Raw genomic sequence first — 17,357 nt, 5'->3', positions numbered from 1 at the left:
ACGCAGACCTTTTGCTAACCCCGCGATTTCCCGCCACAATATCGTATCGTCCCCGTTAAAACGCACCCCATGCAACGTCTTCATACCTACCCCGACATCCGCGCGATGTTTCGTCGACTGCTGATTGCAACCGTCACCGGCGTGCTGGCCGCGCTGGCCGTTGCGGTGTTCCGCCACAGCATGTATCTGCTGGAGTGGCTGCTTCTCAGCAACGACAGCGGCAGCCTGGTGAATGCCGCCGCGTCGCTCTCACCCTGGCGGCGTGCGCTGACGCCCGCTCTGGGCGGGCTGGCTGCCGGGCTGCTGCTCTGGGGATGGCAGCGGCTGACCACCCAGCGGCCTCATGCCCCTACCGATTACATGGAAGCGCTGGAGACGGGCGACGGTCAGTTTGACTACGGCGCCAGCCTGGTGAAATCTCTTGCCTCTCTGCTTGTCCTTGCCAGCGGCAGCGCCATCGGGCGTGAAGGGGCGATGATCCTGCTTGCCGCCCTCGCCGCCTCCTTTTTTGCCCGGCGCTTTACGCCCAAATCCGAATGGAAGTTATGGATCGCCTGCGGCGCCGCGGCCGGGATGGCCAGCGCCTACCATGCTCCGTTAGCCGGAAGCCTTTTCATTGCGGAGATTCTGTTTGGCACCCTGATGCTGGCCTCGCTCGGGCCCGTGGTTATCGCGGCGGTGGTGGCGCTGCTCACCACGCAGCTTCTGGCGCCGGGTACCGGCACGCTCTACGCGGTCCATTTGAGCGGCACACTCACCGCAGCCGATTATGCCCTGCTGATCGCCATGGGGCTGCTGGCAGGGCTTTGCGGACCGCTGCTGATGGGGTTGATGGCATTCAGCCACGGGCTGTTCCTGCGCCTTAAGCTTTCGCCTCCGTGGCAATTAGCGCTGGGCGGTGCGATCGTCGGGCTGCTGTCTCTTCTGACGCCGAAGGTGTGGGGGAACGGCTACAGCGTGGTTCAGGCTTTTCTGCTCGCGCCGCCGCTGCTGTCGGTGATTGCCGGAGTGTTCATCTGTAAATTGCTGGCAGTGCTGGCGAGCAGCGGATCGGGTGCGCCGGGCGGGGTGTTCACGCCGACGCTGTTTGTCGGTATGGCAACGGGTATGCTGTTCGCGCAGCTTTTCGCGCTGTGGCTGCCGGGTTCTGAAACGGCTATTTTGCTGGGGATGGCAGGGATGGCAACGCTACTCGCCGCGACCACGCATGCGCCCATTATGTCGGCGCTGATGGTCTGTGAAATGACCGGACAGTATTTTTTACTGCCCGGCCTGCTGGTCGCCTGCGTGGTGGCGTCCGTATTGTCGCGGACGTTACGCCACGACTCTGTCTACGGTCAGCACGCCACCGAGGGCAGAGAGATCGATGTACTGCGCTAGCTCGCGCTGCTCGGCGCGTGGCAAATAAGGCAGCTCGCCCACTAATGGTCCAGGCAGTTTGGTGCTCAGCACGTCAATAATCTCGGCGTAGTGCGCCAGGCCCGGGTTGATGCGGTTTGCCACCCAGCCAATCAACGGCAGGCCGTCATTGGCAATCGCCTGCGCCGTCAGCAGCGCGTGGTTGATGCACCCTTCCTGGATCCCCACCACCATCACCACCGGAAGCTGCTCCTGCACAACCCATTCAGACAGCGGGCGCAAATCATTCATCAGGCTGCGCCAGCCGCCCGTCCCTTCAACCACTACGTGGTCAACCTTCTCGCTCAGGTTCGCCAGTCCGTCGGACAACAGGGGATAATTAATCAGGCCGCTGTGCGCCACGCTGCTCTCCTCTTCGCTTAACGCGATGGGATTGACCGCGTGATAAGGCAACTCCAGTGACGAGACGCTTTGCAGCACCAGGGCGTCTTTATTACGCAATCCCTCTGGCGTCTCTTTACTCCCTTTTGCGACCGGTTTGTACCCTGCCACGCGTTTACCGCTTGCTGCCAGCGCCTGCAGCAATGCGCGGGATACGACGGTCTTGCCGACAGAGGTATCTGTACCAGTAACAAAGAAACGCTTAAGCATGACTCACTCCACCTCTTGGGTATGCTTCGAAAATATAAACCAGGTAAATAATTCAGTGGAGGAAGTCTACGGGATGCATGCGCTACCCGGCTTGAGATAGCGCAATTTTTCTTACATCAGCGGAAAAGAGTTAACCCTGTAGCAGGCGGATCAACAGCGAGCCGTTATACATGGCATCTTTGACCAGCGCCGCGCCTGCCATCGTGCCCTGGTTGGAAAACTGGGTGCTTTCTACCGCAATATTTTTGCTGTAGGCGGGAAGCGACTGCTGATGGATACAGGCCGAGATCGCCGGGAAGAGGATTTCCGCCGCCTGGCTCAGCGGTGAGCCAATGAGGATTTTTTGCGGGTTGAAGAGGTTCACCATAATGGCCAGAATGCGGCCAACGTTATTCCCTACTCCAGTAATAATGTCCTTCGCCAGCAGATCGCCCTGGCGCGCGGCGGCGCAGAGAGAATCCACCGTTAAGGGCTGTCCGTGCAGCGAGGAGCTCATGGACTGGCTGAGCCGGACCTGCGCCAGTTCCAGCACGCTTTCCACGCTGGCAATGGTCTCGAGACAGCCGTGGTTCCCGCAGTAGCAGCGCTTGCCGTAAGGGTCGACCTGGGTATGTCCGATTTCCACCAGGCTGCTGCTTCCGGCGTGGAGAAGCCGTCCGTCGGTAATCACCCCCGCGCCGACGTTATGGTCGATAACCACCTGAATCACATCCCGCGCGCCCCGGGACGCGCCGAACAGCGCTTCCGCCATCGTCCAGGCGCTGATGTCATGCTGAATATAGACCGGCACGCCGGTATGGTTTTTCAGCACCTCTCCCAGCGGCATCTCTTTCACATCGTCGTAGAACGGCATGCGGTGAACAATACCATTTTCGGTATCAATAATACCCGGCATGGTGATGGCGATCGCCGTTAAGCGTTCAAGGCGCTGCTGATGGCGGATAAAGAAGCGATCGATGTGCGAGACTATCGCCTCAAGGAGCGACTCCTCGGCGTTGAGCGGCAGTTCAAGACGGTCTTCCACCACCAGCTTGCTGCTCAGGTCGCGCAGCGCAAGGAAGATCTCGCCGCGGCTGATGCGCAGCGACAGGTAATGCCAGGCTTCCGTTTCCACCACCAGCCCAACGGCCGGACGGCCACGGCTGCCCGGCTCCTGAATTTCCGTCTCCTGAACCAGGTGCGCTTCCAGCATCTCGCGGACTATCTTGGTGATACTGGCAGGTGCCAGCTGTGCCAGGCGCGAAAGATCGATACGCGAAACCGGACCAAGCTGATCAATCAGGCGATACACCGCGCCAGCGTTGGTCTGCTTAATCTGATCAATATGCCCTGGCTGACTATCCGCGACCACCTCGTACTCCCTTATTTTCGAGCTTCGAAATAAACTGTTGGCTATGGTGAAGCACTTGTATGGTTGCCGTCAAATATTTACTTAGCCATGTGATTTACCGCACATTTTTGCCCACTTTTGCCTGAAAATGCTGCCCGGCGGAGGCGTTCATCAACTGCTGTTTGAAGCGCTGCGCGGCGTGGCTCTGTTCGCGATGTTTTGACCAGACCAGCCACATCTCTGAAACGGCATCCTCTTCGGCAATGGTTACCCAGCGCATTTCGCGCAGTTGTACCCGTTTAAAGGAGGCTGGAAGAATAGAGACGCCCAGCCCGGCGGCGACCAGGCCGATAATCGTCATCGCTTCCCCGACTTCCTGGGTGATGACCGGGGCAAGATCGTAGCGGCGCATCAGCCCCAGAATATCGTCATACAGACCCGTTCCAACCTGCGGGTCAAAAAAGACAAACGGCTCTTTTGCCAGCTCTGCCAGCGAAACCGCCGGACGCGACGCCAGCGGGTGATCGTGAGGGATCATGGCCATCAGCGGCTCGCGCAGGATCACCTCCCACGCCAGCGAGTCCGGCAGCTGGGTATTACGCATCAGCCCCAGATCCAGCGAGCCTTCATTCAGCGGCGCGATCTGCTCGCGGGTGTTGATCTCGCGCGTTTGAATGTGAACATCCGGGAAATGGCGGCGGAATGACGACAGGGTTTCCGAGACGGCGCTGATAAACGGCGCGGACGAGGTAAACCCGATGCGCAACTCTCCGGCTTCCCCGAGATAGAGCCGTTCTGCCCGGGCGGCGGCGTCATCGACCATGCTCAGAATTTGTCGGCTGTCGTTCAGAAACTGCTTACCCGCCGCCGTCAGGCTCACGCTGCGGTTGGTGCGGGCCAGCAGGCGCGCCCCGACCTGCTGCTCCAGGATCTGAATCTGCTGGCTTAACGGTGGCTGAGAGATGTTTAGCCGTGCCGCCGCGCGGCCAAAATGCAGCTCTTCGGCGACGGCGACAAAGTAGCGGAGATGACGCAGCTCGATATTCATATTTCTAAAGTATCATTTGAGATTATTAATATATTAGACAGAATATTTACATTTTCCTACCCTTAACAGGTGGTCATACCCGTCACCAGAAATCACGGGGATGTTTAAGCAAGGAAACTGTGTGAGTCGTACAACTACTATTGATATCGATCCGGCAAGAGATATCAATGATTTACCCGCAGCATCGCAGCCGGTTCAGTTCATTAAACGTGGTACACCCCAATTTATGCGCGTCACGCTGGCGCTCTTTTCCGCCGGTCTGGCAACCTTCGCCCTGCTCTATTGCGTACAGCCGATCCTGCCCGTTCTCTCCCATGAGTTTGGCGTATCGCCTGCCAGCAGCAGCGTTTCACTCTCTATTTCTACCGGCATGCTGGCGATTGGCCTGCTCTTTACCGGGCCGCTGTCCGACGCCATTGGCCGTAAACCGGTGATGGTAACCGCGCTGATGCTGGCCTCGGTCTGTACGTTACTCTCTACCATGATGACCAGCTGGCACGGTATTCTGGTGATGCGCGCGCTGATTGGGCTCTCGCTCAGCGGCGTGGCGGCGGTCGGGATGACCTATCTCAGCGAGGAGATCCACCCGAGCTTTGTTGCCTTCTCTATGGGGCTTTACATCAGCGGGAACTCGATTGGCGGAATGAGCGGACGTCTGCTGAGCGGGGTATTCACGGACTTCTTTAACTGGCGTATTGCGCTGGCAGTCATCGGGTGTTTTGCGCTGGCATCTGCCCTGATGTTCTGGAAAATTCTGCCGGAATCGCGTCATTTCCGCCCGACATCGCTGCGTCCGAAAACGCTGTTTATCAATTTCCGTCTGCACTGGCGCGACAAGGGGCTGCCGCGCCTGTTCCTGACCGGCTTCCTGCTGATGGGCTCGTTCGTCACGCTGTTTAACTATATTGGCTACCGCCTGATGCTCTCGCCGTGGCATCTGAGCCAGGCGGTGGTCGGCCTGCTTTCCGTGGCGTACCTTACCGGCACCTGGAGCTCGCCGAAGGCCGGGGCGATGACCGCACGCTATGGCCGCGGTCCGGTCATGCTGTTCTTCACGGCGATGATGCTGGTCGGCCTGTTGCTGACGCTCTTCTCCTCCCTGTGGCTGATTTTTGCCGGCATGCTGCTCTTCTCCGCGGGGTTCTTCGCCGCGCATTCGGTCGCCAGCAGCTGGATTGGACCGCGCGCCCGTCGCGCCAAAGGTCAGGCATCGTCGCTGTATCTGTTTAGCTATTACCTGGGGTCCAGCATCGCCGGGACGCTCGGCGGTGTCTTCTGGCATAACTACGGCTGGAACGGCGTGGGCGGGTTTATCGCGCTGATGCTGTGCGCCGCGCTGCTGGTTGGCGCAAGTCTTCATAAACGTCTGAGATAATACGCCTGCGGGCTGATGTCCGTTAAGACGCTCCATCCACAAAAACGGCACCAGCGTACTGGTGCCGTTTCACGTTCAGGAATCCCAGGCCTGCTCTATCTTACCGGCTTCAAACTGCGGAGGCGGTTTGCGGAAACGGCGCGTGAGCCACGTCAGGTAAAGGATACCCAGTGCCGCCCAGATGAGGCCAAGCGTCAGGGAGGTCGCTTCGAGGTTTATCCACAGCACGCCGACCGTGACGGCACCGATGAGCGGCAGCAGGAGATAGTGGAACCGATCTTTCCACGTTTTGTTCAGCCCCTTACGCCGCCAGAAATGGTTGTACACCGAGAGATTAACAAACGTAAACGCTACCAGCGCGCCAAAATTGATCAGCGCCGTCGCGGTCACGAGATCGAAGTACAGGGCCGACAGCGCCACTATCCCAACCATAATGACGTTCAGGGCCGGCGTACGCCATTTCGGATGCACGTAGCCAAACACCCGCTCCGGAAACACGTTGTCACGCCCCATCACGTACAGTAAGCGCGAGACGCTGGCGTGCGAGGCCAGGCCTGAAGCGAGCGTATTCACAAACGTGGTACACAGAAACACCGACTGGAAGAGCTTGCCGCCCACGTACAGCGCGATTTCCGGCAGCGCGGCGTCCGGGTTCTTGAAGCGCGCGATCGTCGGGAAAAAGAGCTGCATGAAAAACGAGGCAACAATGAATATCAGCCCGCCATACAGAGCGGTGAGGAAAATCGCTTTAGGGATCACCCGCGCCGCGTTTGGCGTCTCTTCCGAGAGCGTGGTGACCGCGTCAAAGCCGAGGAAAGAGAAGCAGACGATAGTCGCGCCGGTAATAATCGGGATCAGGTGTGCGTTCTCGCTGATAAACGGCTGGAGCGACCAGACGGTGCCAACGCCCTCCCCCTTATGCAGTCCGTGCACCACGAGGATGACAAACACCACCATGATGGCGATCTGCACCAGCACAAACAGGGTGTTGAAGTTGGCGACCAGATTCACACTCTTCAGGTTCGCCAGCGTCAGGATCGTCACAAACCCTACCACCCAGATCCATGGCGGGACTTCAGGGAACAGCGCGGAAAGGTAGATCTTCGCCAGCAGCACGTTGATCATCGGCAGGAAGAGATAGTCCAGCAGCGATGACCAGCCGACCATAAAGCCTAAGTGGGGGCCGATCGATTTCTGCGTGTAGGTATACGCAGAGCCTGCTTCCGGGAACTGTCGTACCAGTTTACCGTAGCTGATGGCGGTAAACATGACGCCAGCCAGCGCCAGGAGATACGAGGCGGGCACGTGGCCGTTGCTGATACCGGACACAATGCCGAAGGTATCAAACACGGTCATGGGGGTGAGATAAGCCAGCCCCATCATGACCACCTGCCAGAGCTTAAGGGAACTGCGCAGCCGGGTTCTTCCGGCCATGCGCGGCGAGTCAAGAGAGGTGTTAGTCGCCATAAACCGTCCCCCCCATGCTTACCGTGGTTTGCAATCGCGCTGTCCTTAACGCAAACCTGCTTAGCAAAGGGGGAAGTTGTAAAGAACACACGCGATCGTACCAGCGCACCGTCTCTGGCTCGCACTCACAGCAGGCGCCTGACTGGCCCCCTTCGCCCTGCGGATAGTTGAACATCTGCATCATTTCCTACCTCGTCACACAGTGTCGTTAAGAAAATCCCTGTGCCGCCTGCGCTCCATAACGCGACTCCCGGGAGAAAGCTGGCGTGCCAGCGAACAGTCAGGCCAGGCTCCGCGCAGGCCGTTTGGTGATACGTGTCAGATGAAACAAAGCGGCCCCATACCGGGGCACGTGATCAGGCGTTTTTCAGCATCCACTCAATTTCCGTTTCGGTAATCAGGCGTTCAAACTGCAGCAATTCATCGTTTTTGCAGGCGTGATAGACGTGGCAGAAGCGTTCGCCCAGCCGCTCGCGAAGGCTATCGTTTTGCATAAATTCCCACAGCGCATCGCTCTGACGGATCGGGAACGGCAGTCCGTCCTGCTCCAGACCATTGCCTTCCACTTCTTCCTGAAGGGGTAAATCGTTATCCAGGCCATGTAAAATGCCGGCAAAAATCGCCGCCATCACCAGATACGGATTCGCGTCAGCGCCCGCCACCCGGTACTCGACCCGATGGTTATGGCGATCGCCACAGGGGATACGCAGGGCAACGGTGCGATTGTTGTGCCCCCATGACGCCTGCGTCGGCACGTACATTCCCGGCTGGAAACGGCGGTAGGAGTTGACGTTCGGTGCCAGCAGCGCCATGGACGCAGGCATCAGGTCGATCATCCCGGCCAGCGCGCGTTTCAGCAGCGCGGAATCCTCGCCGTTGGCATCTGCGAGCACGTTTTCACCTCGGTTGTTTTGCATGCTGATGTGGATATGCATCCCGCTGCCCGCATGCTCTTCATACGGCTTTGCCATAAACGTGGCGTGCATCTTATGTTTTTCCGCCATCTGCCTGACGAGACGTTTTAGCGCCAGCGCATCATCGCAGGCATCGAGCACGTTTTCCGTATGGTGCAGGTTTATCTCAAACTGGCCCGGAGAGGCCTCAGCCACTGCCCCGTCGGCGGGGATCAGCTGCAGCTGCGCCAGTTCGTCAATGTCGTTCAGCACGTCAGCAAAGTGGTTCAGATTATCAACCGAGTAGACCTGACTCTGCGTGTTGCGCACGTCGGTGCCCGGCGCGCAGGGTGGCTGCAGATAGCCGTCGGCATCGCGTTTACGGTCAAGTAAATAGAACTCCAGCTCTACCGCTACCACGGGGAACAGGCCGCGCTGGCGCAGCTGCTGCCAGAGTCGGTTGAGTACGTTCCGCGGCTCAACGTCAAAGGGAGCGCCATCTTCATCGACCATGGTGAGCTGCACCTGACCAATGTATTCCGGGTCGGCGGCGGACGGCGTCAGGGTGCCCGGTACCGGCACGCAGATACAGTCCGGCTCGCCGAGTTCCTGTCCCAGGCCCGCCTCTTCCACGACGTTACCCAAAATGTCCATGGCGAAAACCGATGCCGGGAAATAGCAGCCTTTTTCAAGCTTGCTCAGTCCGGCAACCGGGATGCGTTTGCCGCGAAAACAGCCGTTCAGGTCGGTCAGGAGGACATCAATAAACTGGGTGTCAGGATACTTTTCTAAATAGCGCTTCACTTCCTGCGTAAAGGCGCTGCCCCGCCTCTCATCCGTGTGCTGCACAAAGTTCTCAACTTCTACGATATTGGTTTCCATGATTTACCACCGTTTTTGGGATTTGCGTTCGCTGCTCTGGACTGTCAAATATAATGTCCACCCTATCGAATCTGTATGCAAATAAATTGTTTGTCAAATGTTAAATTAAGTTTGCAAAAGGCAGATCTCGTTGCTAGATTGAGAAAATATTGAACGAAAAGGCCGTTTATCAGGCGAAAATGGCCTAAATTTAGTCCACTTTGTGAGGGCGATCATGGAAAATATAATGAACAAGCCAGTTATTGGCGTGGTGATGTGTAGAAACAGGCTTAAGGGTCATGAGACCCAGACCCTGCAAGAAAAGTACCTGAATGCCATTATTAACGCGGGGGGTTTACCGATTGCCTTACCGCATGCGCTGGCAGAGCCAGAGCTCCTTACCGCTCTGCTCCCAACCCTGGACGGGATTTACCTTCCGGGCAGCCCAAGTAACGTGCAGCCGCACCTTTATGGTGAAAACGGCGATGAGCCTAACGCCGATCCCGGGCGAGATCTTCTGAGTATGGCGCTGATTGCCGCCGCGCTCGAAAGGCGCATCCCCATTTTCGCCATCTGCCGGGGGCTGCAGGAGCTGGTTGTTGCGACGGGGGGGACGCTGTATCGCCGCCTGTTCGAGCAGAACGACCTGCTCGAGCACCGGGAAGATCCTGAACTGCCGGTTGAGCTACAATACGCTCCGTCTCATGAAGTTCAGGTTCAGGAGGGAGGACTGCTGTCTCAATTAATACCAGGCTGTAACACATTTTGGGTAAACTCGTTACACGGGCAAGGTGCACGGACGTTAGGACCACGGCTTCGCGTGGAGGCCCGCTCGACGGATGGGCTGGTCGAGGCGGTCAGCGTTCATGACCACCCTTTTGCCCTCGGCGTGCAATGGCACCCCGAATGGAACAGCAGCGAGTACGCCCTGTCCCGTATGTTGTTTGAAGGTTTTATCACCGCCTGTCAAAGCCACATTGCCGAGAAGCAGCGGCTTTGACCACTACCGTAAAGGAAATGCAACTATGAGCGATGACGGACTGGCGCCAGGGAAACGTCTGTCTGAGATCCGCCAACAGCTGGGTCTCTCGCAGCGGCGTGCCGCCGAACTGTCTGGGTTAACACACAGTGCCATCAGCACCATTGAGCAGGACAAAGTCAGTCCTGCTATCAGTACGCTGCAAAAGCTGCTGAAAGTTTATGGGCTGTCGCTCTCGGAATTCTTTTCGGAACCGGAAAAACCTGATGAACCGCAGGTGGTTATTAATCAGGAAGACCTTATCGAAATAGGCAGTCAGGGGGTTTCGATGAAGCTGGTTCATAACGGAAATCCGAACCGTACGCTGGCGATGATTTTTGAAACTTACCAGCCTGGAACCACGACCGGAGAGAGGATCAAACACCAGGGTGAGGAGATCGGTACGATACTGGAAGGTGAAATATTGTTGACCATCAATGGCCAGCAATATCACCTGGTTGCGGGGCAAAGCTATGCCATCAATACCGGCATACCGCACAGCTTCAGCAACACCTCGGCAGGCATCTGCCGCATTATCAGTGCCCACACCCCCACCACGTTCTAATTACCACTCAGTCCCGGCGTAAGCGCGCTTACGCCGGGAAATATAAAAACGATCAATGTCGGCATTTAACGGGTTAATTCCCGGGATGCCCCACGGCTTCGTATTGCCTGAAACGGCCATGCCTTTATTTATCTGATTGCGAAAGAAAGGAGTGAATATGCATTTTCAGCACCTGACTTACTGGCAGGATAAAGCAAAAAACAGCGCCATTGAGACCCGGTTATTTATTAACGGTGCCTATTGTGACGCCGCCGATAATGCCACGTTTGCAACCGTCAATCCCGCGACCCGGCAGACGCTGGCGAACGTCGCCCGGGGCAAGCAGGCGGACGTGGACCGCGCGGTTCAGGCCGCGCGCGAGGTATTTGAGCGCGGTGACTGGTCGCAGGCGTCTCCGGCGCAGCGCAAGGCCGTGCTAAATACGCTCGCCGATTTGATGGAACGCCATAGCGAAGAGCTGGCCTTACTGGAAACGCTGGACACCGGTAAACCCATCCGCCACAGCCTGCGCGACGATATTCCCGGCGCGGCGCGCGCCATTCGCTGGTACGCCGAAGTGGCGGATAAAGTCTACGGCGAAGTGGCGCCTACGGGGCCGGGCGAGCTGGCGATGATCGTGCGCGAGCCCATCGGGGTTGTCGCGGCCATCGTCCCCTGGAACTTCCCGCTGCTGCTGGCCTGCTGGAAGCTGGGCCCGGCGCTGATCGCGGGTAATAGCGTGGTACTGAAACCGTCGGAGAAATCCCCCCTCACCGCCCTGCGGCTGGCCGGGCTGGCGAAAGAGGCGGGCCTGCCGGACGGCGTGCTGAACGTGATAAGCGGTTACGGCCACGAAGCGGGCCAGGCGCTGGCGCTGCATCCGGAGGTCGAGGTGCTGACGTTTACCGGCTCTACCCATACCGGCAAGCAGCTGTTGAAGGACGCAGGCGAAAGCAACATGAAGCGCGTCTGGCTGGAGGCAGGCGGCAAGAGCGCCAACATTATCTTTGCCGACTGTCCTGACCTGGACAAGGCCGTGAGCGCGACCGCCGCCGGGATTTTTTATAACCAGGGGCAAGTCTGTATCGCCGGTACCCGTCTGCTGCTCGAAGACAGCATCGCCGATGAGTTCCTGGCCAGGCTAAAAGCGCAGGCTCGTCACTGGCAGCCGGGCGATCCGCTCGACCCGGACAGCACGATGGGCATGCTCATCGACGCTGCGCACGCCGATACCGTCCACACGTTCATTCGCGAGGGAACCCGGAAAGGCACGCTGCTGTTGGACGGGCGGGAACAATCATGGCCTTCCGCTGTCGGTCCAACCATTTTTGTCGACATCGACCCCGCCTCCCCGCTGTGCCGGGAAGAAATTTTCGGGCCGGTGCTGGTCGTCACCCGTTTTAAATCCGAAGAGGAAGCCTTAACGCTGGCCAACGACAGTGAATACGGGCTTGGCGCAGCGGTATGGACCCGCGATCTCTCCCGCGCGCACCGCATGAGCCGCCGCCTGAAGGCCGGCTCGGTCTTCGTCAATAACTATAACGACGGTGATATGACCGTACCCTTTGGCGGCTATAAGCAGAGCGGCAACGGTCGCGATAAGTCCCTGCATGCGCTGGAAAAATTTACCGAACTGAAAACCATCTGGATTGCCCTGGAGCCTCAATCATGACCGAACATACCACCAGCTACTACGCGGCCAGCGCGAACGCTTACGAACCCTTCCCGACGCTTAACGAGTCGATCAGCTGTGACGTGTGCGTGGTGGGCGGCGGCTATACCGGCCTCTCCTCCGCGCTGCATCTCGCCGAAATGGGCTATGACGTGGTGCTCCTTGAAGGGGCGCGCATCGGCTTCGGCGCCAGCGGACGCAACGGCGGCCAGTTGGTTAACTCCTACAGCCGCGATATCGACGTGATCGAGAAAAACTACGGCCCCGATGCCGCCAGAATGCTCGGGAGCATGATGTTTGAAGGCGGGGAAATCATCCGGGAACGCATCCAGCGCTATCAGATCCAGTGCGACTATCGTCCCGGCGGGCTGTTTGTGGCGCTAAACCATAAGCAGCTGGAGACGCTGGAGGAGCAAAAAGCCAACTGGGAACGCTACGGCAACACGCAGCTGGAGCTGCTGGACGCCAGCGCCATCCGCCGGGAGGTCGACAGCGAACGCTATACCGGCGCGCTGCTGGACCGCAGCGGGGGGCATATTCATCCGCTGAACCTGGCGATCGGCGAAGCGGACGCCATTCGCCTGAACGGCGGGCGGGTGTATGAACAGTCCCCGGTGACCGCCATTCAGCACACCAGCCCGGCCGTGGTGAGCACGCAGCATGGCCAGGTGACGGCCCGCTACGTGATCGTCGCCGGGAATGCCTATCTCGGCGATAAGATCGAACCGGAACTGGCAAAACGCAGCATGCCCTGCGGCACCCAGGTTGTAACCACCGCCCCGCTGGCGGAAGAGGTCGCCCGCACGCTGATCCCCAATAACTACTGCGTGGAAGATTGTAACTACCTGCTGGATTACTACCGTCTCACCGCCGACAACCGCCTGCTGTACGGCGGTGGCGTAGTGTATGGCGCGCGCGATCCGGACGATGTCGAGCGCCTGGTGATGCCAAAGCTGCTGAAAACCTTCCCTCAGCTGGCAGGCGTCAAAATCGACTACCGCTGGACGGGCAACTTCCTGCTGACCCTGTCCCGTATGCCGCAGTTTGGTCGTCTGGATAAAAACATCTATTACATGCAGGGCTACAGCGGCCACGGCGTGACCTGCACCCACCTGGCCGGACGGCTGATCTCGGAACTGTTGCGCGGTGACGCAGAGCGCTTTGATGCGTTTGCTAACCTCCCGCACTACCCCTTCCCGGGCGGCCGCAGCCTGCGGATTCCATTTACGGCGATGGGCGCGGCGTACTACAGCCTGCGCGATCGTCTTGGCGTATGATCGTTTCGACAAAAGGGTATCTGACATGAGTAACCAGGAATTTCATCAGCGCAGACTTTCTGCCACCCCGCGCGGCGTAGGCGTAATGTGTGATTTCTTTGCCCGCACGGCGGAGAATGCCACGCTTACCGACGTGGAAGGCAACGACTATATTGATTTCGCCGCCGGGATCGCGGTACTGAACACCGGCCATCGCCATCCTGAACTGGTGGCCGCAGTGGAAAAACAGCTTCACCAGTTCACCCACACGGCCTACCAGATTGTGCCGTATGAAAGCTACGTTTCATTAGCCGAAAAGCTTAACGAGCTGGCCCCGGTGCAGAGCCCGGCCAAAACGGCGTTCTTCACAACGGGCGCGGAAGCGGTGGAAAACGCCGTTAAAATCGCCCGGGCCCACACCGGCAGACCGGGCGTGATTGCCTTCGGGGGAGGTTTTCACGGCCGAACCTATATGACCATGGCGTTAACCGGCAAGGTCGCGCCTTACAAGCTCGGATTTGGTCCCTTCCCGGGGTCGGTTTATCACGTGCCGTATCCCTCCGAGCTGCACGGCATCACGACGCAGGATGCCATCACGGCAATAGAGCGCCTGTTCAAAGCGGATATTGAGGCGAAACAGGTGGCGGCGATTATTTTTGAACCCATCCAGGGTGAAGGCGGATTCAACGTCGCCCCACCAGAGCTGGTGGCCGCCATCCGCCGCATCTGTGATGAGCACGGGATCGTGATGATTGCCGACGAAGTGCAGAGCGGCTTCGCCCGTACGGGTAAGCTGTTTGCCATGGAACACTACACGGACAAACCCGACCTGATGACGATGGCTAAAAGCCTGGCAGGCGGAATGCCGCTGTCCGGTGTGGTGGGTCGCGCCGACATCATGGACGCGCCGGCTCCCGGCGGCCTGGGGGGAACCTATGCCGGCAACCCGCTTGCGGTGGCCGCCGCGCACGCGGTGCTGAAGATTATCGACAACGAGTCGCTGTGCGCGCGCGCCCGTCAGCTGGGCGATCGGCTGAAAGCCACGCTGGAGGAGATTCAGGGCACCTTCCCTGCGCTCGTGGCGATAAGGGGAAGAGGATCGATGATTGCGGCGGAGTTTTTTGACCCCGAGAGCCGTGAACCTTCAGCCGCCATCGCGCAGGCGATCCAGCAAAAGGCGCTCGCTCAGGGCCTGCTGCTATTGATCTGCGGCCAGTACGGCAACGTGATCCGCTTCCTTTATCCGCTGACCATCCCGGATGCCCAGTTCAACCAGGCGCTGGCGATCCTGCAACAGGTTATGCGCGATAAGTCCTGAGTGCCCACCGAAAACCGTCTCCCGGAATGCCGGGGACGGTTTCAACGGAGGAGATCGGAACAGATTTCCTCCGCGTGGGAAATGTTGGGGAATTTGGTCCGTTTCATTGTATGCTCCCTGAAACACATCCCCGGCATGAGGAAATAAGAATTGCAAAAAACATCAGCCTATCAGTCACTTGTCAAAACCTTCCAGCGTCTCTCCCGCTTCTCGCACCTCTCCTCCATCGCCAGCTGGGACATGTTCACCATGATGCCGCCCGGCGGCAGCGCCGCGCGCGGTGAAGCACTCGCGGAGATGAGCGTCCTGCAGCACCAGATCCTGACCGATAAAAAAGTCGGCGACCTGTTAGCCGCGGCGGCAGGAGAAGATCTGAATGACGTCGAACAGGCCAACCTGCGCGAAATGACGCGCCACTACCAGCAGGCGACCCTGCTGCCGGAATCGCTGGTGGAGGCCAAATCCCTGGCGGGCAGCAGGTGTGAACACGCCTGGCGTACTCAGCGCCCCGCCAACGACTGGCAGGGCTTTTCCGCCAACCTGAAAGAGGTGGTTAAACTCAGCCGCGAAGAGGCTCGCCTGCGGGCTGGAGCCAAAGGCTGTACGCCGTACGACGCGCTGCTGGACATTTTTGAACCCGACATGACCAGCGCGCGTCTGGACGTTCTGTTCGCCGACATGAAGTCCTGGCTGCCGGACCTGCTGGCAAGCGTGGTGGAAAAACAGGCTCAGCGGTCATTTATTCCCCCGCAGGGTCCCTTTCCGACGGCAACACAGCGTGAACTGGGCCTGGAAGCCATGAAGATGCTCGGCTTCGATTTTAACGGCGGTCGCCTCGACGTGAGTGCGCACCCGTTCTGCGGCGGCGTACCGGAAGACGTGCGCATCACCACGCGCTACGACGAGGATGAACTGCTCAGCGCGCTGTTTGGCGTAATCCACGAAACCGGACACGCGCGCTACGAACAAAACCTGCCGCGCGCGTGGGCAGGACAGCCGATTGCGCTGGCCCGCTCAACCGCGATCCATGAATCGCAGAGCCTGTTCTTTGAGATGCAGCTGGGACGGAGTGAAGCCTTCCTCAAACATCTTCTCCCTGCGGTGCACGCCCGTTTTGGCAGCCAGGCGGCGTTCAGCGAAGAGAACTTTATTGCCTGGAACCAGCGCGTGAAGCCGGGCTATATCCGCGTCGATGCGGACGAAGTGAGCTACCCGGCACACGTGGTGCTGCGCTATGAGATTGAGCGGGCGCTGATCAACGGCGAGATTGAGGTAGACGATATTCCCGCCCTGTGGGACGAGAAAATGCAGGCCTGGCTCGGGTTGTCCACCAAAGACAACTACCGCAACGGCTGCATGCAGGATATCCACTGGACCGACGGCGGTTTTGGCTACTTCCCGTCATATACGCTGGGGGCCATGTATGCCGCACAGCTGTTCCACGCCGCGAAAACGGCGCTTCCGGGTCTGCAGGCCTCCATCGCTGAGGGCGATTTTTCCGCACTCTTTGAGTGGCTGCGCCAGAACATCTGGCAGCACGGCAGTCGCTTCAGCACGTCGCAGTTAATCACCCAGGCGACGGGTGAAGATCTGAATATCCGTTACTTCCACGAGCATCTGACCTCCCGTTATTTGTAATCTGTTTGGCCGGGGGTGAGGGACCTCAGGTAAAAGAGCCGTATGTTCCCCCTCACCCCAGCCCGTACCCCCTCATGGGAGAGGGAGCCGTCTGAGCAGGACCCCGGCAATGTACATATGGTTACACGCCGATACCAATCACTCACGGAAACCCCGAATTTACAGGGATATAGTTATTTCAACGGCCCCGCAGTGGGGTTAAATGAAAAACCAAATTCGAGGGTATGAACATGAAAAAAGTATTAGCTCTGGTTGTTGCCGCTGCTATGGGTCTGTCTTCTGCTGCGTTCGCTGCTGAAACCACTGCTGCACCGGCTGCTGCGGCACCTGCTGCAACGACCACCGCGGCGCCAGCAAAAACTGTCCATCACAAGAAACATCATAAAGCCGCTAAACCGGCTGTAGAGCAGAAAGCTCAGGCTGCTAAAAAGCACCACAAAAAAGCGACCAAACCGGCTGTAGAGCAGAAAGCTCAGGCTGCTAAAAAGCACCACAAAAAAGCGACCAAACCGGCTGTAGAACAGAAAGCTCAGGCTGCTAAAAAGCACCACAAAAAAGCGACCAAACCGGCTGTAGAACAGAAAGCTCAGGCTGCTAAAAAACATCACAAAAAAGCAGTAAAACACGAAGCTGCTAAACCAGCTGCACAGCCAGCTGCGTAAGAGTACAAGCTTAACCGTGCCCTTCGGGGCACGTTGGTAAACCGGCGCTGAACCGGACAGGTTCCGCGCCGTTTTTTTTATCCGGAGGGCGTATGCTGCGACGCTATCGGTTTGAGCTGATTCTGATCCTGCTTATTTTATGCGCGCTCATTGCCAGCCATTTTTATCTTTCCTGATTGTAGCACGCTGATTTTACTCCCACTTTAGCGCTGTCCCGTCTATAGTATTTTCATAGGGTTCACTTTTAATAATCATAATTACCCCC

The 17,357-nt window shown here is 58.4% G+C and carries 16 protein-coding genes; 10 read left to right on the top strand and 6 right to left on the bottom strand.

Annotated elements, in window-relative coordinates:
* Window positions 1-69: 69 nt before the first annotated feature.
* Window positions 70-1,380 (top strand): voltage-gated ClC-type chloride channel ClcB, encoded by a 1,311-nt coding sequence (clcB, locus tag ACW9E7_RS08395; RefSeq protein WP_458727566.1) that lies wholly within the window; start codon window positions 70-72, stop codon window positions 1,378-1,380.
* Here the strand turns inward: clcB and bioD are convergent.
* The 3 genes from bioD to ACW9E7_RS08380 all read right to left on the bottom strand — a co-directional run bounded on the left by bioD (window position 1,315) and on the right by ACW9E7_RS08380 (window position 4,388).
* Window positions 1,315-2,010 (bottom strand): dethiobiotin synthase, encoded by a 696-nt coding sequence (gene bioD, locus ACW9E7_RS08390; RefSeq protein ID WP_111965730.1) that lies wholly within the window; start codon window positions 2,008-2,010, stop codon window positions 1,315-1,317. The two genes, clcB and bioD, sit on opposite strands and share 66 nt — an antisense overlap.
* Window positions 2,011-2,140: 130 nt before the next feature.
* A complete protein-coding gene (gene mlc, locus ACW9E7_RS08385) occupies window positions 2,141-3,361 on the bottom strand; it encodes a sugar metabolism global transcriptional regulator Mlc (RefSeq protein ID WP_111965729.1) in 1,221 nt (406 codons plus the stop codon).
* Between the two features lie 94 nt (window positions 3,362-3,455).
* Window positions 3,456-4,388 carry a LysR family transcriptional regulator gene (locus ACW9E7_RS08380; protein WP_115874914.1) on the bottom strand — a complete coding sequence of 311 codons (933 nt, stop codon included), beginning with the start codon at window positions 4,386-4,388 and terminating at the stop codon, window positions 3,456-3,458.
* 121 nt (window positions 4,389-4,509) lie between these two features.
* Here ACW9E7_RS08380 and ACW9E7_RS08375 point away from each other — a divergent pair, with 121 nt between their 5' ends.
* The gene (locus ACW9E7_RS08375) at window positions 4,510-5,763 is read left to right on the top strand and encodes an MFS transporter (protein ID WP_111965727.1); all 1,254 of its coding nucleotides are present in this window, start codon (window positions 4,510-4,512) and stop codon (window positions 5,761-5,763) included.
* 75 nt (window positions 5,764-5,838) lie between these two features.
* On the opposite strand, the gene ACW9E7_RS08370 is transcribed toward ACW9E7_RS08375, so the two are convergent.
* The 3 genes from ACW9E7_RS08370 to ACW9E7_RS08360 form a co-directional block, all read right to left on the bottom strand.
* A complete protein-coding gene (locus ACW9E7_RS08370; protein WP_458727565.1) occupies window positions 5,839-7,230 on the bottom strand; it encodes an APC family permease in 1,392 nt (463 codons plus the stop codon).
* Window positions 7,220-7,405 carry a YmjE family protein gene (locus ACW9E7_RS08365; protein WP_418251760.1) on the bottom strand — a complete coding sequence of 62 codons (186 nt, stop codon included), beginning with the start codon at window positions 7,403-7,405 and terminating at the stop codon, window positions 7,220-7,222. The genes ACW9E7_RS08370 and ACW9E7_RS08365 overlap by 11 nt, the downstream gene beginning before the upstream one ends.
* A 181-nt stretch (window positions 7,406-7,586) precedes the next feature.
* A complete protein-coding gene (locus ACW9E7_RS08360) occupies window positions 7,587-9,005 on the bottom strand; it encodes a glutamine synthetase family protein (RefSeq protein WP_008502452.1) in 1,419 nt (472 codons plus the stop codon).
* 214 nt (window positions 9,006-9,219) lie between these two features.
* Here ACW9E7_RS08360 and puuD point away from each other — a divergent pair, with 214 nt between their 5' ends.
* The 8 genes from puuD (at window position 9,220) to ydgU (ending at window position 17,268) form a co-directional block, all read left to right on the top strand.
* The gene (puuD, locus tag ACW9E7_RS08355) at window positions 9,220-9,984 is read left to right on the top strand and encodes a gamma-glutamyl-gamma-aminobutyrate hydrolase (RefSeq protein WP_045910614.1); all 765 of its coding nucleotides are present in this window, start codon (window positions 9,220-9,222) and stop codon (window positions 9,982-9,984) included.
* Window positions 9,985-10,009: 25 nt separating this feature from the next.
* Window positions 10,010-10,567: an HTH-type transcriptional regulator PuuR gene (gene puuR / locus ACW9E7_RS08350; RefSeq protein WP_008502454.1), complete on the top strand. Its 558-nt coding sequence runs from the start codon at window positions 10,010-10,012 to the stop codon at window positions 10,565-10,567.
* Between the two features lie 157 nt (window positions 10,568-10,724).
* Window positions 10,725-12,218: an aldehyde dehydrogenase PuuC gene (puuC, locus tag ACW9E7_RS08345; protein ID WP_458727564.1), complete on the top strand. Its 1,494-nt coding sequence runs from the start codon at window positions 10,725-10,727 to the stop codon at window positions 12,216-12,218.
* Window positions 12,215-13,495 (top strand): NAD(P)/FAD-dependent oxidoreductase, encoded by a 1,281-nt coding sequence (locus tag ACW9E7_RS08340; protein WP_274243007.1) that lies wholly within the window; start codon window positions 12,215-12,217, stop codon window positions 13,493-13,495. The genes puuC and ACW9E7_RS08340 overlap by 4 nt, the downstream gene beginning before the upstream one ends.
* A gap of 25 nt (window positions 13,496-13,520) precedes the next feature.
* Window positions 13,521-14,792, top strand: coding sequence for a 4-aminobutyrate transaminase (gene puuE, locus ACW9E7_RS08335; protein ID WP_458727563.1), 1,272 nt, complete (start codon window positions 13,521-13,523; stop codon window positions 14,790-14,792).
* A gap of 150 nt (window positions 14,793-14,942) precedes the next feature.
* Entirely contained in the window at window positions 14,943-16,430 is a 1,488-nt protein-coding gene (locus ACW9E7_RS08330) for a carboxypeptidase M32 (RefSeq protein ID WP_458727562.1), read from the top strand.
* Between the two features lie 230 nt (window positions 16,431-16,660).
* A complete protein-coding gene (gene asr, locus ACW9E7_RS08325; RefSeq protein WP_302234839.1) occupies window positions 16,661-17,092 on the top strand; it encodes an acid resistance repetitive basic protein Asr in 432 nt (143 codons plus the stop codon).
* 92 nt (window positions 17,093-17,184) lie between these two features.
* Window positions 17,185-17,268 (top strand): small membrane protein YdgU, encoded by an 84-nt coding sequence (gene ydgU / locus ACW9E7_RS08320; protein ID WP_021241182.1) that lies wholly within the window; start codon window positions 17,185-17,187, stop codon window positions 17,266-17,268.
* Window positions 17,269-17,357 lie beyond the last annotated feature (89 nt).

It is taken from the genome of Enterobacter sp. H2G27 (genome assembly GCF_054403075.1).
The sequence above is the reverse complement of the archived record's forward strand: the minus strand, read 5'-3'. Positions and strand labels throughout refer to the sequence as shown.